Origin of the sequence: Myxococcus sp. AS-1-15, from assembly GCF_020037055.1 — a bacterium.
Classification (GTDB): Bacteria; Myxococcota; Myxococcia; order Myxococcales; family Myxococcaceae; genus Myxococcus; species Myxococcus fulvus.
On record NZ_JAIQDF010000007.1, the window covers coordinates 72,970 to 85,720 of the forward strand.

Genomic DNA, 12,751 nt, shown 5'->3' on the forward strand with positions numbered 1-12,751 from the left:
CTACCCCGCCATCAGCTTCGCGAAGCGGCCGAAGAGATAGCGTGCGTCGTGGGGGCCCGGAGAGGCCTCGGGGTGGTACTGCACGCTGAAGGCCCGCGCGTCCGGGACGGCCAGACCCTCCACCGTGCCATCATTCAGGTTGATGTGCGTCACCACGGCCTTGCCCTTGAGGCTGGCGTCGTCCACGGCGAACCCGTGGTTCTGCGCGGTGATCTCCACCTTGCCCGTCGTCAAATCCTTCACGGGCTGGTTGCCGCCGCGGTGGCCGAACTTCATCTTGTACGTCCGGCCGCCCAGCGCCAGGGCCATGATCTGATGCCCCAGGCAGATGCCGAACACCGGCACCTTGCCCAGCAGCGCCGCCACCGTGCGGTCCGCGCCCTTCACCGCCGCCGGGTCTCCGGGGCCGTTGGCCAGGAAGACGCCGTGGGGCTTGCGGGCCAGCACCTCGTCCGCCGTGGTGTGGGACGGCACCACCGTCACGCGGCAGCCCACGTCGACCAGGAAGTGCAGCATCGACTTCTTCAGGCCGTAGTCGTACGCGACGACGTCGAAGCGGGGCTCGCCCTGGGGGTGGGCCTCGCCGATGCCGGTGAAGACGTCCGGCGAGGGCGCGGTGAAGGTGTACGGCGTCTTGGTGGACACGCCGGTGGCCAGGTCCAGGCCCTCCATGCCGTGCGCCGTGCGGGCGCGCTCGGCCAGGGCGTTCGGGGACAGGCCCTCGCTGGAGATGACGCCCATCTGCGCGCCGTGGGTGCGCAGGTGGCGGACCAGGCGGCGGGTGTCCAGGCCCTCGATGCCGGCGACGTTGTGGCGCTTCAGGTACGCGTCCAGCGACTCCTTCGAGCGCCAGTTGGAGGGCTGGCTCGCGAGGGCGCGCACCACCATGCCCACCGCGTGCGGCTTGCCCGCCTCCTCGTCCTCCGGCGTCGTGCCGACGTTGCCCATCTCCGGGTAGGACATGGTGACGATCTGCCCGACGTACGAGGGGTCCGTGAGGATCTCCTGGTAGCCGTACATGGACGTGTTGAAGACCACCTCACCCACCGTCTCGCCGACCGCGCCGAAAGCGCGACCCTCGAAGGTGGTGCCATCCGCCAGGGCGAGCACTGCCCGCTTCGTCATCACCGCGACTCCTTCACCTGACCGTCGGCGTACACCTTCCGGCCAGAAACCCAGGTCTGCACCACGCGTCCCTTCTGCTTACGGCCATGGAAGGGGGTATTCCGGCTGCGGGAATAGAACCGGTGGGCATCCACCGTCCACTCCTCCGAGGGGTCCACCACGGTGATGTCCGCCGGAGCCCCGGGGGCCAGGTGGCCGCCCGGCAGGCCGAACGCCTTCGCCGGGCCGTGCGAGAGCAGCTCCACCGCCCGCTTCGCGTCCAGCCGCCCCGCGTGCACCAGCTCCATCGTCAACCCGAGGGCCGTCTCCAGCCCCACGATTCCGTTGATGCCCTTCTCGAACTCCACCTGCTTGTCCAGCACGCCATGGGGCGCGTGGTCCGTGGCGATGGCGTCGATGGTGCCATCGACGATGGCCTCGCGCAGCGCCTCCACGTCCCGGTCCGCGCGCAGGGGCGGCGCCATCTTCGCGTGCGTGTCGTAGTCCCCCACCGCCCGGTCATCCAGGATGAGGTGGTGCGGCGTCACCTCGGCGGTGACGAACAGGCCCCGGCGCTTGGCCTCGCGGATGAGCCGCACGCTGCCCTCGCAGGACACGTGGGCGATGTGCAGCCGGCCCTTCGTCTCCTCGAGCAGCACCAGGTCGCGTGCCACCATGGCCACCTCGGCGGACGCGGGGATGCCGCGCAGGCCCAGCCGCGTGGACGTGGGCCCCTCGTGCATGGCGCCACCGGCGGACAGCGTGAGGTCCTCCTCGTGCACCATCACCGGCACGCCGAACTGCGTGGCGTACTGGAGCGCGCGGCGCATCAGGGCCGCGTTCATCACCGGCCGGCCGTCGTCCGTGATCGCCACGCAGCCGGAGGAGATGAGCTCGCCCGTCTCCGCCAGCTCCTCGCCCTTGAGGCCCTTGGTGATGGCCCCCGCGGGGTACACGTGGCACAGGTTGGCGGCGCGGGCGCGCGACAGCACCAGCTCCGTGACGAGCCCGCTGTCGTTGACCACCTTGGTGTTGGGCATGGCCACCACGGCGGTGAAGCCTCCGGCCACGGCGGCGCGGCAGCCGGTTAGCACCGTCTCCTTGCCCTCCTCGCCCGGCTCGCGCAGGTGCACGTGCAGGTCGATGAAGCCCGGCAGCACCCACTTGCCGTCGGCGTCCACCACCTCGGCGCCGGCGGGCGCGGACAGCGGCGCGTCGGAGACCTGGGCCACCTTGCCGTCCTGCACCAGGACGTCGCGCACGCCATCCACGCCGTTGCGCGGGTCGATGACGCGGCCTCTGCGGAAAAGCACCGTGGCACTCATGACGTGCAGACCTCGAGGATGGCCCGCCGCACGGCGACGCCGTTGGACACCTGCTCCAGGATGACGCTGCGCGCACCGTCCGCCACCGAGGGCGCCAGCTCCAGCCCTCGGTTGATGGGGCCCGGGTGCATCACCAGCGCGCCCGCCTTCATCCGCTCCTCGCGCGCGGCGGTGAGGCCGAACAGCCGCGAGTACTCCTTCGTGGAGGGCAGGAACGCCTCGCCCATCCGCTCCAGTTGCAGCCGCAGGCACATCACCGCGTCCGCCTGCGGCAGCGCGGCGTCCAGGTTGTGCGTCACCTCCGCGCCCAGTTCCGCCAGCCCCGGGGGCATCAGCGTGGGCGGACCGCAGAACACCACGCGCGCGCCCAGCGCCTTCAGGCACCAGAGGTTGGAGCGGGCCACGCGGCTGTGGAGGATGTCGCCGACGATGAGCACCGTGCGGCCGTCCAGGCCGCCCCAGCGCTGGCGCAGGGTGAAGGCGTCCAGCAGCGCCTGGGAGGGGTGCTCGTGGGTGCCGTCGCCCGCGTTGATGACGGCGCAGCGCACGTGCCTGGCGACGAGGTGCGGCGCGCCCGACGAGCGGTGCCGCATGACGATGGCCACGGGGCCCGTCGCCTCGATGTTCCGGGCGGTGTCCAGCAGCGTCTCGCCCTTGGAGGTGGACGAGCCGGAGGGGCTCCAGTTGAGCACGCCCGCTCCCAGGCCGCGGGCGGCCATGTGGAACGAGGTGCGAGTGCGCGTCGAGTCCTCGAAGAAGAGGTTGGCGACGACCTTGCCGCGCAGGGTGTGGGTGGCATCCGGGCCACCGGGCAGGTGCGCACGCGCCCTGTCGAGCACCGCTTCGAGCTCGTCCCGGCGCCAGCCTTCGATTCCAAGGAGGTGTCTCATGGCCGGGGCCGCCGCGTACCCCGGGCCGTGCGGCGCGTCAAGCACCGTCCGAGGGACGGCGGGTCGCTCGCCCCCCTGGGTGTGGTTCAGCGCACGGGCTCGAAGAAGCGGTCCACCCGCAGACCGGTGCCGCCGAACAGGCCGTGCAACAGACCACCGTGGCTCACCGACAGCCACATCACCAGCGCCTTGCCCTTGATGTGGCCATACGGGACGTAGGCCGGCTCGCCGTAGCCCCCGGGCCTGCCCAGCCCGTGGCGGCTGTCGGCGCTGTTGTCCCGGTTGTCGCCCAGGACGAACACATGGCCCTCGGGGACGACGTAGGGCCCCTCGTGGCGAGGCGTCCGCGTGGGCGTCTGGAGCACCGCGTGCGACACACCTCCCAGGTCCTCCCGGTAGAGCGCCTCCTGTCGCTCGAACCACGTCCCCTCCGCGAGGTCGTGCACGACGAACTCCGGGTCCTCGAGCTGGCGGGCCTGCGCCTGGCCGTTGATGTGCACCACGCCGTCGAACAGCTCCACCGTGTCGCCCGGCACGCCCACCACGCGCTTGATGTAGTCGGCGGACGTATCGACGGGGTTGTTGAACACGACGACGTCCCCTCGGGCCGGGGGCCGCAGGATGACGAACGGCACCACGTTGGCGAACGGCACGCGCACGCCGTAGATGAACTTGTTGATGAGGACGAAGTCGCCGATGTGCAGCGTGGGCAGCATGGAGCCGGACGGAATCCGATAGGGCTCCACGCAGGCGGTGCGGAACACCAGGGCGATGAGCAGGAACTTCGCCACGCCGCCGAAGAGCTCCACGGTGGACTCCTTGCGGAAGGCGCCCAGGTGCCGCTCCGTGAGGGCCGACAGGAGCTTCACCTCTCCGTGCAGCACGTCCGCGTCCCCGCGCACCGAGGCTGACTCCACCTTCAGCGCCTGCTCGGCGAAGAGCTCGCCCGTCCCCACGGCCAATGCCTGCTTCGCCTGCGCCCGGGCCAGGGCCCGCTCGCTCTCGTCGAGCTGCTCGCGCGCGGCGCGACGGGCCTGGAACCAGGTGGGCTGGACGCCACGCCGGCCCCAGAGGACGACGTAGTACGCCACCATGAGCAGCCCCAGCCCCTTCATCAGCGGCTGTGCCCAGCTCGCCGCCGAGGGCACGTACGCAATGAGCGTCATGTACGGAAACAGCGCCGCGGCGATGATGAGCACCGGGGCCCACAAGCTGGTGAGCCGCTCTCGCCACCGGAGCCGCTGGTAGGCCTGCCGTTGCGCGACGGTGCGCCGGGCCGCCATCAGGGAGGGCAACGACACCACGGACACAGCGGAGGGACTCGAGGAGCGCATGGTCGACCGCTCCCCTCTACGAACCACGAGGGGAACGATTGCCAGGAGCTCCCGTCAACCCGGGACGGGCGACGTCAGCGCACGGGCTCGAAGAAGCGGTCCAACCGCAGGCCGGTGCCGCCGAACAGCCCGTGGAACAGGCCGTGGTAGCCCAGGGACAGCCACACCACCATGGCCTTGCCCTTGATGTGGCCGTACGGCACGAACTCCGTGCGGCCATAGCCGGTGACGCCCAGGCCGTGGCGGCTGTCGGAGCTGTTGTCGCGGTTGTCGCCCATCACGAAGACGTGGCCCTCGGGGACGACGTAGGGGCCCTCGTGGCGGGGCATGCGCGTGGGCGTCTGGAGCACGCTGTGCGGCACGCCGCTCAGGCTCTCCTGGTAGAGCGCCTCCTGCTGGTCGTACCACTGGCCGCTGTCGGTGATGTTGTGGACGATGTACTCGCCGTCCACCAGCTGGCGCGCCTGCGGCTGACCGTTGATGTGGACCACGCCGTCGTACATCTCCACCGTGTCGCCCGGCACGCCCACCACACGCTTGATGTAGTCGGTGGCCTCGTTGACGGGGTTGTTGAACACGATGACGTCGCCGCGCGCGGGGGGGCGGACGATGACGAATGGCACCACGTTGGCGAACGGCACACGCACGCCGTAGATGAACTTGTTGATGAAGACCTGGTCGCCGATCTGCAGCGTGGGCAGCATGGAGCCGGACGGAATCCGGTAGGGCTCCACGATGAAGGTGCGGAACACCAGCGCCACCAGCAGCATCTTCACGAAGCCGCCCACGAAGTCCGCCGCCGACTCCTTGCGGAACGCCCCCAGGTGCTGCGTGGTCAGCGCCTCCAGCGCCTTCACCTCGCGCACCAGCGCGTCCGAGTCACCCGCCGCCGACGCGCCCTCCACCTTCAGCGCCTGCTCGGCGATCTGCTCCGCCACCGCCGGGGAGACCTTCTCCCGCACGCCCGGCTTCTGGAGGATGCGCTCGTTCTCCGAGATGAGCTCGTGCGCCTCGTGCCGCAGGCGCCGCAGCTGCTTCTCCTTGGGCGACACGTTGCGCCACACGAGCAGCGCCGCGAAGTACGCCACCATCAACAGCCCCAGCCCCTTCATCGCCGGCTGCGCCCACGAGGCCGCCGTGGGCACGTACTCGATGAGCACCGTGTACGGGAACAGGACGATGGCGATGATGCACAGCGGGGCCCACAGACTGGTGAGCATCTCCCGCCACACCAGCGTGCGCCGGGCGCGCACCTGCTCGGGGGTGCGCCGGGCCGCCATCACGGACGCCAGCTTCGCGGGAGGGGTGGCCGAAGGACTGGCGGCGTTCATGGGCTACTGCTCCGTCTTCAGGACCGCGAGGAAGGCCTCCTGCGGAATCTCCACCGTGCCCACCTGCTTCATGCGCTTCTTGCCCTCCTTCTGCTTCTCGAGGAGCTTGCGCTTGCGGCTGATGTCGCCGCCGTAGCACTTGGCGAGCACGTTCTTGCGCATGGCGGAGATGGTCTCGCGCGAGATGATCTTCGCGCCGATGGCCGCCTGGATGGCCACCTCGTACATCTGCTTCGGGATGACCTCCTTGAGCTTCTGGCACACCTCGCGGCCGCGCAGGTACGCGCGCTCGCGGTGCACGATGACGCTCAGCGCGTCCACCGGGTCCCCGTTGATGAGGATGTCCAGGCGCGCCAGGTCCGCCTCCTCGTAGCCCGTCAGCTCGTAGTCCAGGCTCGCGTAGCCGCGCGACACGCTCTTGAGCTTGTCGAAGAAGTCGAAGACCACCTCGGCCATCGGCATCTCGTACGTCACCTGCACGCGCTGACCGCTGCTGCCCAGGTACTTCATGTCCTTCTGCACGCCGCGGCGCTCCTGGCACAGCTTCAGGATGGCGCCCAGGTGATCATTCGGGACGTGGATGTGACAGGTGAGGATGGGCTCCTCGAACTTCTCGATGCTCTGCACCGGCGGCAGCTTCGCGGGGTTGTCCACGAGCAGGACGTCCCCCTTGCTGGTGGTGATGCGGTACACCACGCTGGGCGCCGTGGTGATGAGGTCCAGGTTGTACTCGCGCTCCAGGCGCTCCTGGACGATCTCCATGTGGAGCAGGCCCAGGTAGCCGCAGCGGAAGCCGAAGCCGAGCGCCGTGGAGGACTCGGGCTCGTACGTGAAGGCGGAGTCGTTGAGCTTCAGCTTCGCCAGCGCGTCGCGCAGGTTCTCGTACTGGTCCGAGTCCACCGGGAAGATGCCGGAGAACACCATCGGCTTGACTTCCTGGAAGCCGGGGAACGGCGCGTCCGTGGGACGGGCCTCCTCCGTGACGGTGTCACCGACCTTGGCGTCCTGGAGCTCCTTGATGTTGGCCACCAGCACGCCCACCTCGCCGGCCATCAGCTGCTGCACCGGACGGGAGAACGGGCTGAAGACCCCCAGCTCCTGGACCTCGAAGACCTTGTTGTTGCTCCACAGCTTGATCTTCTGCTTGAGCTTCAGCGTGCCCTCGAGCACGCGCACCAGCGTCACCACGCCCCGGTAGTTGTCGTACCAGGAGTCGAACACGAGCGCCTTGAGGGGCGCGTCCGGCATGCCCGTCGGCGGGGGCACGCGGGCCACCACGGACTCGAGGATCTCGTGGATGCCGATGCCCTCCTTCGCGGACGCGGGCACGGCCACCGACGCGTCGATGCCGATGACGTCTTCAATCTCGGCGCGCGTGCGGTCCACGTCGGCGCTGGGCAGGTCGATCTTGTTGATGACCGGGATGATCTCCAGGTCGTGATCCAACGCCATGTAGACGTTGGCGAGCGTCTGCGCCTCCACGCCCTGCGACGCGTCCACCACCAGCAGCGCGCCCTCGCACGCGGCCAGGCTGCGGCTCACCTCGTAGGCGAAGTCCACGTGCCCCGGCGTGTCGATGAGGTTCAGGACGTACTGCTTGCCGTCCTTCGCCGTGTAGTTCATCCGCACGGACTGGGCCTTGATGGTGATGCCCCGTTCGCGCTCGATGTCCATGTTGTCGAGGAACTGGGCCTGCGCCTCGCGCTTGCTCAGCGTCCCCGTCTTGTCGAGGAGGCGGTCGGCCAGCGTCGACTTCCCATGGTCGATATGGGCGATGATGCAGAAGTTGCGGATGTGCGCGTTTTCAGCCGGCATGTTCGGGGCGCTCGTCGAAAGAAGCGGGCGTGAGTAACATCGAACCGCGCGAAAATCTACGCGCGAACGACTGCCCGACGAGCAACCCGTCAGGGGCGCTCGATTGTTCCCCAAGCATCATGCCGCCCGAGGCACGCCCCAGGCCATGACAGGACCCCGGGAGGCACCCCGAGGGCCCCTCCCGGACTCCCCTGCCCTGCGACCCGGCGGGCTTCAGCCGTGGGCGCGGCCGGGCTCGGCCTTCTCGCGGAAGAACGCCACCGTGCGGCGGGCGCCCTCGCGCAGGTCCACCGTGGGCTCCCAGCCCAGGACCTTCTTCGCGAGCGAGTTGTCGATGCACGAGCGCAGCTGCTCACCCGGCTTGCCCGGGGCGTGGGCCGCGGGCGCGGACGAGCCGGCCGCCTCGGCCAGCAGACCATAGAGGCGGTTGATGTCCGTCTCCACGCCGGTGCCGATGTTGATGGCGCCCACGTAGTCCTTCTCGAAGGCCAGCCGGTTGGCGCGGGCGACGTCGGGACCGAAGACGAAGTCACGCGTCTGCTTGCCCTCGCCGAAGATGGTGCAGCCCTGCCCGGACAAGAGGCGCTGGCAGAAGATGGCCACCACGCCCGCCTCGCCGTGCGGATTCTGGCGCGGGCCGTAGACGTTCGCGTACCGGAGGGCGACGTACGGCAGGCCGTACTGGGCCTTGTAGTAGCCCAGGTACAGCTCGCCGGCCGCCTTGGAGACGCCGTACGGCGACACCGGCCGCGTGGCGTGGGACTCCGGCGCGGGGAACACGTCCTGCTCTCCGTAGATGGCGCCGCCCGTGGAGCTGAAGATGACCTTCTTGACGCCGGAGACGCGCGCGGCCTCCAGGAGGTTGAGCATGCCGCGGATGTTCACGTCCGCGTCGAAGCCCGGGTCGTCCACGCTGCGCCGCACGTCCATCTGCGCGGCCAGGTGGCAGAGGACGTCCGGCTTCTCCGCCTTGATGAGCTCCGAGGCCTCCCGGCTGCGGATGTCATGCACCGCCAGCCGGACGCGAGGGTCCAGGTTCTCCTTCCGGCCGCCGGACAGGTCATCCAGGGCGATGACCTCATGCCCACCCCGGAGGAACTCGTCACACACGTGCGAGCCAATGAAGCCCGCGCCACCCGTCACCAGGACTTTCACGCTATCGCTCTCCCCGCCATCCGGCCGTGGCCGGACCCGTCTTCACATCCAGGATCACTCGCGGCGGCAACCTATGCCGGGGAGCGTCGCACGGCAACCTCGCGGAAGTACGCGATGGTCTCTCGCAAACCCTCTTCCAGCGGCACCTTGGGCTCCCAGTTCAGGATCGTGCGGGCCCGGGTGATGTCTGGCTGACGCTGCTTGGGGTCGTCCTTGGGCAAGGGCTTCTCGATGATCTTCCCGCCCCCGCCCGCCGCCGTGCGCACGGCCTCCGCGAACTGGCGGATGGTCATCTCCCGGGGGTTGCCGATGTTGACCGGGTTGGGCTCGTCCGACAGCGCCAGCCGCACCAGGCCGTCCACCAGGTCCTTCACGTAACAGAACGAGCGCGTCTGGCTGCCGTCCCCGAACACCGTGAAGTCCTCGCCCTGCAGCGCCTGGCCCACGAAGGCCGGCACCACGCGGCCGTCGTTGAGGCGCATGCGCGGGCCGTAGGTGTTGAAGATGCGCACGATGCGCACCTGCACGCCCTTGCGCCCGTAGGCCGCGGTGATCGCCTCCGAGTAGCGCTTGGCCTCGTCGTACACCGAGCGCGGACCGATGGGATTGACGTTGCCCCAGTAGTCCTCGCGCTGCGGGTGCACCAACGGGTCTCCATACACCTCGGAGGTGGAGGCCATCAGGAAGACGGCGTGGTGCTTCTCCGCCAGCTTCAGCCCGTTCTCCGTGCCGATGGAGCCCACGCGCAAGGTCTCCAGCGGGAGGTTCGCGTAGTCGATGGGCGAGGCGGGCGAGGCCAGGTTCAACACGTAGTCGAGCGGCCCCTCCACGGGGATGCCCTCGGTGATGTCCGCCTTCACGTACGAGAAGCCCGGGCGCCCCTTCAGCGTGCGCAGGTTCTCCTCATTGCCCGTGATCAGGTTGTCCACCGCCGTCACCCGGGCCGCGCCGTCATCCAGCAAGCGCTCACACAGGTGCGAGCCAACGAAGCCCGCGCCGCCCAGGACCACCACTCGCTTCCCCTGCATGCTCTTCACGTGCCGCCTCTTTCTTCTCTCAAATCTCGTCGAAGGTCGCCTGCCCCGGCAGCTGCGCCTTGTACTTCTCCAGGACCAGGTCGATGCCCTGGCGGATGTACTCGGCCACGGGCACCTTGGTCTTCTGGTTCAGCGCCTTGAGGAGCTCGTTCTGCTCCGGGGTAATGTAGATGGTGGTGCTGACTTTCTTTCGGGCCATGGCGATATGTGAAAATATATGGAATGACGTGGCGCGCGGAAGCATCTCGTGCACATGTCCTGGCCCAGACGCCCCATCGTCGCGGGAGCCCCGGATGACAGTCGGCAAGCGCTGGATTTTCCTCGGATTCGTCACCACGGGCCTGCTCGCGGGCTGTGCCGGGAACAAGGCCTCCGGGCCCAAGCAGGGCGCCTCGGGTCAATCCTCACCCACCACCACCGGCGAGTCCGTGCAGCCCGAGCGCGCGCGCGGCGAGCACGTCACGGCGCAGGACGTGAATGGCGACGGCAAGCCCGACGTGTGGACGTACACGGTGGACGTGGAGGGCTCGGACACGCTGCGCAAGGTGCGCCAGGAGCTGGACCTGAACTGGGACGGGCGCGTGGACCTGACGCGCTTCTTCGACGAGTCCGGCGCGCTGATGCGCGAGGTGATGGACCTGGACTACGACGGCAAGGTGGACGCCACCTACTTCTACGAGAAGGGGGCCAACACGCGCCGCGAGCGGGACTTCGACGGGGACGGCAAGCCCGACAGCGTCACGTACTACGAGCGCGGCGTGCTGGTGCGCAAGGAGCGCGACACCAACGGCGACGGCCGCGTGGACTATTGGGAGTACTGGGAGAAGGGCCAGGTGGACCGCATCGGCGAGGACCTGGACGGCGACGGCACCGTCGACAAGTGGACCCGCAATCCCAACAACGCGGCCAGCGACTGAAGGCGCCGGGCCGCGTCCACCTTCCGGGTGCGGCGAGGACGGCTACGGCTTGCTGGTGCCGGTGCGACCGTAGGAGTCCTCCAGCCGGACGACGTCATCCAGCTCGGGGGTGCTCACCTCGAGGATGTCGCAGTCGGTGAGGGCCACCATGCGGTGCTTGGTGAGCGGCTTGATGTGGTAGCTCTCGCCCGGGTTCATCTCCTTCTCGATGAGCCCCTGTCCCTCGTCGACGACGAAGAGCAGCTTGCCGCTCTGGACGTGGATCGTCTCGTCCTTCTGGTTGTGGTACTGCAGGCTGAGCTTGTGGCCCTGCTTCACGTGCAGCAGCTTGCCCACATAGCGCTCGGTGTGGGCCCAGATGAGCTCGTGGCCCCAGGGCTTCTCCACCCGCCTCGTCGTCGTCATGGTGCTTCCTGTCTTCCTCGGCCGCTCTTCAGTTCGTGCCGGCCACGAACGCGTCGAGCTGCGTCTCTCGCTTGAAGTCTGACAGATACCGGGTGGCAGCGTCCTTCGAGGCGAAGGTGCCCATGCGCACGCGGTACCAGGTGCCCTTGCCGGCCACCTCCGCGGTGACGATATACGGGGCATAGCCGCGGTCGCGCAACCGACCCATGAAACGCTCGGCCTCCTGCTTGTCCTGGAACGCCGAGAGCTGGAGCGTGAACGCCCCACCCTTCACCGCGGGGTCCGGCAGCTGCGCGGCCCGGGCGATGGCCTCCTTCAGTCCGCCACCCTCCTTCTGCGTCGTGCGCGTGGGGACGGCCGCCACCTCCACCTTGCCGGACACCACCGCGGGCTTCACCGCGAGGGCCGCGGGCTTCTCGGCCGGCTTCTCGGCGGCGGGCTTCTCCACGGGCTTGGGTGCCTCGACGACGGCCTTGGGCTCCTCGGCCGGCTCCTCCGGGGGCAGCTCACCGGTGTCCGGGTCCGGCGTCGGGGCGAGCGCGGCGGTCTTCACCGGCTCGGCGGGCTTCGCCACGGGCTTCTCGGCGACGACGGGCGCCTTGGGGGCGGGCTTGGGCGCGACAGGCGCGATGGGCTCCGCGCTGGCCTTGCGCGTCAGCTCGTCCTGGAACGTCAGCTGCGGCTCCTTGCGCACGGCCTGCAGCGCCTGGGCGTTGGCGTCCAGGGCGGAGAGCAGGTCGGGGGCGCTGGCCGTCTGGGCATCGCCCGCGAGCTTCTTGCCCACGACGACGCCCAGCACGAAGACGGCGCCGAGCACCACGATGCCGGCGATCAACAGGCTGACAATCTGCCGGTTGTCCAGAGAGACATCGAACTTCTCTTTCATCCGGTGGGCATCACGCATGACTCAGGAATCCTCGCGCGCGGACAGAGCGGGCCACACGAGTCCGTGTTGCGGCCTGTAGCGTCGGCGTCGAGGGAAGGTACGCCCCACCTCCCACACGGTCAAATTCACGGAAAGCCGCGCGCCCGCGCCCCCGCTAAGGGGCGAGCGACGTCGACGCGAGCGGCTGCGTGGCGAGCACCCCCGGCGGCAGCACGGAGCCCACGGGCTCCTGTCGGGGCGCTGGCGCGTTGAGGCGCGCGCGCAGCTCCTTGCCCGCGGCGAACGAGAGCGTGCGGCGCTCGGGCACGGCGACGCTCTTGCCCGTCTTCGGGTTGCGGCCGGTGCGCGCGCGCCGGGTGCGCAGCGAGAAGACGCCGAAGCCGCGCAGTTCGATGCGCCGGCCGGCCACGAGGGCCTCCGCCATGCAGTCGAAGACGGCGTGGACGATGGACTCCAACTCACGTCGCGGCACGTGGGGCGCACGCTCCGCGATGCGTTCGATGAGCTCACTCCTCGTCATGGCACACCCCGGCCGAGAGGGACGAGGGACTC

Annotated in this window: 13 protein-coding genes; 1 reads left to right on the forward strand and 12 read right to left on the reverse strand. The window is 69.3% G+C overall.

The features are described 5' to 3' along the window. The 9 genes from carA to K8625_RS20380 form a co-directional block, all read right to left on the reverse strand. Positions 1-1,125, reverse strand: coding sequence for a glutamine-hydrolyzing carbamoyl-phosphate synthase small subunit (gene carA, locus K8625_RS20340; RefSeq protein ID WP_223747436.1), 1,125 nt, complete (start codon positions 1,123-1,125; stop codon positions 1-3). Continuing rightward, complete coding sequence (locus K8625_RS20345; protein ID WP_141323313.1) at positions 1,125-2,429, reverse strand: dihydroorotase; 1,305 nt, start codon at positions 2,427-2,429, stop codon at positions 1,125-1,127. The genes carA and K8625_RS20345 overlap by 1 nt, the downstream gene beginning before the upstream one ends. Beyond that, positions 2,426-3,319: an aspartate carbamoyltransferase catalytic subunit gene (locus K8625_RS20350; RefSeq protein WP_223747435.1), complete on the reverse strand. Its 894-nt coding sequence runs from the start codon at positions 3,317-3,319 to the stop codon at positions 2,426-2,428. The genes K8625_RS20345 and K8625_RS20350 overlap by 4 nt, the downstream gene beginning before the upstream one ends. An 86-nt stretch (positions 3,320-3,405) precedes the next feature. Then, positions 3,406-4,653, reverse strand: a complete 1,248-nt coding sequence (lepB, locus tag K8625_RS20355; protein WP_223783642.1) for a signal peptidase I — start codon at positions 4,651-4,653, stop codon at positions 3,406-3,408. 74 nt (positions 4,654-4,727) lie between these two features. Beyond that, positions 4,728-5,984 (reverse strand): signal peptidase I, encoded by a 1,257-nt coding sequence (lepB, locus tag K8625_RS20360; protein WP_223747433.1) that lies wholly within the window; start codon positions 5,982-5,984, stop codon positions 4,728-4,730. A 3-nt stretch (positions 5,985-5,987) separates the two neighbouring features. Continuing rightward, positions 5,988-7,799, reverse strand: coding sequence for a translation elongation factor 4 (gene lepA, locus K8625_RS20365; RefSeq protein WP_141323305.1), 1,812 nt, complete (start codon positions 7,797-7,799; stop codon positions 5,988-5,990). Positions 7,800-8,012: 213 nt separating this feature from the next. Beyond that, a complete protein-coding gene (locus K8625_RS20370) occupies positions 8,013-8,954 on the reverse strand; it encodes an NAD-dependent epimerase/dehydratase family protein (protein ID WP_223747432.1) in 942 nt (313 codons plus the stop codon). A 71-nt stretch (positions 8,955-9,025) separates the two neighbouring features. After that, positions 9,026-9,982 carry a UDP-glucuronic acid decarboxylase family protein gene (locus K8625_RS20375; RefSeq protein ID WP_223783748.1) on the reverse strand — a complete coding sequence of 319 codons (957 nt, stop codon included), beginning with the start codon at positions 9,980-9,982 and terminating at the stop codon, positions 9,026-9,028. Between the two features lie 28 nt (positions 9,983-10,010). Next, complete coding sequence (locus K8625_RS20380; protein WP_046714083.1) at positions 10,011-10,190, reverse strand: ribbon-helix-helix domain-containing protein; 180 nt, start codon at positions 10,188-10,190, stop codon at positions 10,011-10,013. A gap of 94 nt (positions 10,191-10,284) precedes the next feature. Here K8625_RS20380 and K8625_RS20385 point away from each other — a divergent pair, with 94 nt between their 5' ends. Next, complete coding sequence (locus K8625_RS20385) at positions 10,285-10,908, forward strand: hypothetical protein (protein WP_223747430.1); 624 nt, start codon at positions 10,285-10,287, stop codon at positions 10,906-10,908. A 42-nt stretch (positions 10,909-10,950) separates the two neighbouring features. Here the strand turns inward: K8625_RS20385 and K8625_RS20390 are convergent, their stop codons facing one another. The 3 genes from K8625_RS20390 to K8625_RS20400 form a co-directional block, all read right to left on the reverse strand. Next, positions 10,951-11,313 (reverse strand): cupin domain-containing protein, encoded by a 363-nt coding sequence (locus K8625_RS20390; protein ID WP_046714085.1) that lies wholly within the window; start codon positions 11,311-11,313, stop codon positions 10,951-10,953. A 28-nt stretch (positions 11,314-11,341) separates the two neighbouring features. Further along, on the reverse strand, positions 11,342-12,217 hold the full coding sequence (locus K8625_RS20395) for an SPOR domain-containing protein (protein ID WP_223747429.1): 876 nt from the start codon (positions 12,215-12,217) through the stop codon (positions 11,342-11,344). 136 nt (positions 12,218-12,353) lie between these two features. After that, the gene (locus K8625_RS20400) at positions 12,354-12,719 is read right to left on the reverse strand and encodes an integration host factor subunit beta (RefSeq protein ID WP_223747428.1); all 366 of its coding nucleotides are present in this window, start codon (positions 12,717-12,719) and stop codon (positions 12,354-12,356) included. Positions 12,720-12,751: the final 32 nt, after the last annotated feature.

Bases quoted from the DNA above. Each gene is read 5' to 3' on its own strand.
- K8625_RS20350 (WP_223747435.1), bottom strand. From the start codon at position 3,319: ATGAGACACCTCCTTGGAATCGAAGGCTGGCGCCGGGACGAGCTCGAA.
- K8625_RS20380 (WP_046714083.1), bottom strand. From the start codon at position 10,190: ATGGCCCGAAAGAAAGTCAGCACCACCATCTACATTACCCCGGAGCAG.
- K8625_RS20395 (WP_223747429.1), bottom strand. From the start codon at position 12,217: ATGCGTGATGCCCACCGGATGAAAGAGAAGTTCGATGTCTCTCTGGAC.
- K8625_RS20345 (WP_141323313.1), bottom strand. From the start codon at position 2,429: ATGAGTGCCACGGTGCTTTTCCGCAGAGGCCGCGTCATCGACCCGCGC.
- K8625_RS20400 (WP_223747428.1), bottom strand. From the start codon at position 12,719: ATGACGAGGAGTGAGCTCATCGAACGCATCGCGGAGCGTGCGCCCCAC.
- lepB (WP_223747433.1), bottom strand. From the start codon at position 5,984: ATGAACGCCGCCAGTCCTTCGGCCACCCCTCCCGCGAAGCTGGCGTCC.
- carA (WP_223747436.1), bottom strand. From the start codon at position 1,125: ATGACGAAGCGGGCAGTGCTCGCCCTGGCGGATGGCACCACCTTCGAG.
- K8625_RS20375 (WP_223783748.1), bottom strand. From the start codon at position 9,982: ATGCAGGGGAAGCGAGTGGTGGTCCTGGGCGGCGCGGGCTTCGTTGGC.
- K8625_RS20390 (WP_046714085.1), bottom strand. From the start codon at position 11,313: ATGACGACGACGAGGCGGGTGGAGAAGCCCTGGGGCCACGAGCTCATC.
- lepA (WP_141323305.1), bottom strand. From the start codon at position 7,799: ATGCCGGCTGAAAACGCGCACATCCGCAACTTCTGCATCATCGCCCAT.
- K8625_RS20385 (WP_223747430.1), top strand. From the start codon at position 10,285: ATGACAGTCGGCAAGCGCTGGATTTTCCTCGGATTCGTCACCACGGGC.
- lepB (WP_223783642.1), bottom strand. From the start codon at position 4,653: ATGCGCTCCTCGAGTCCCTCCGCTGTGTCCGTGGTGTCGTTGCCCTCC.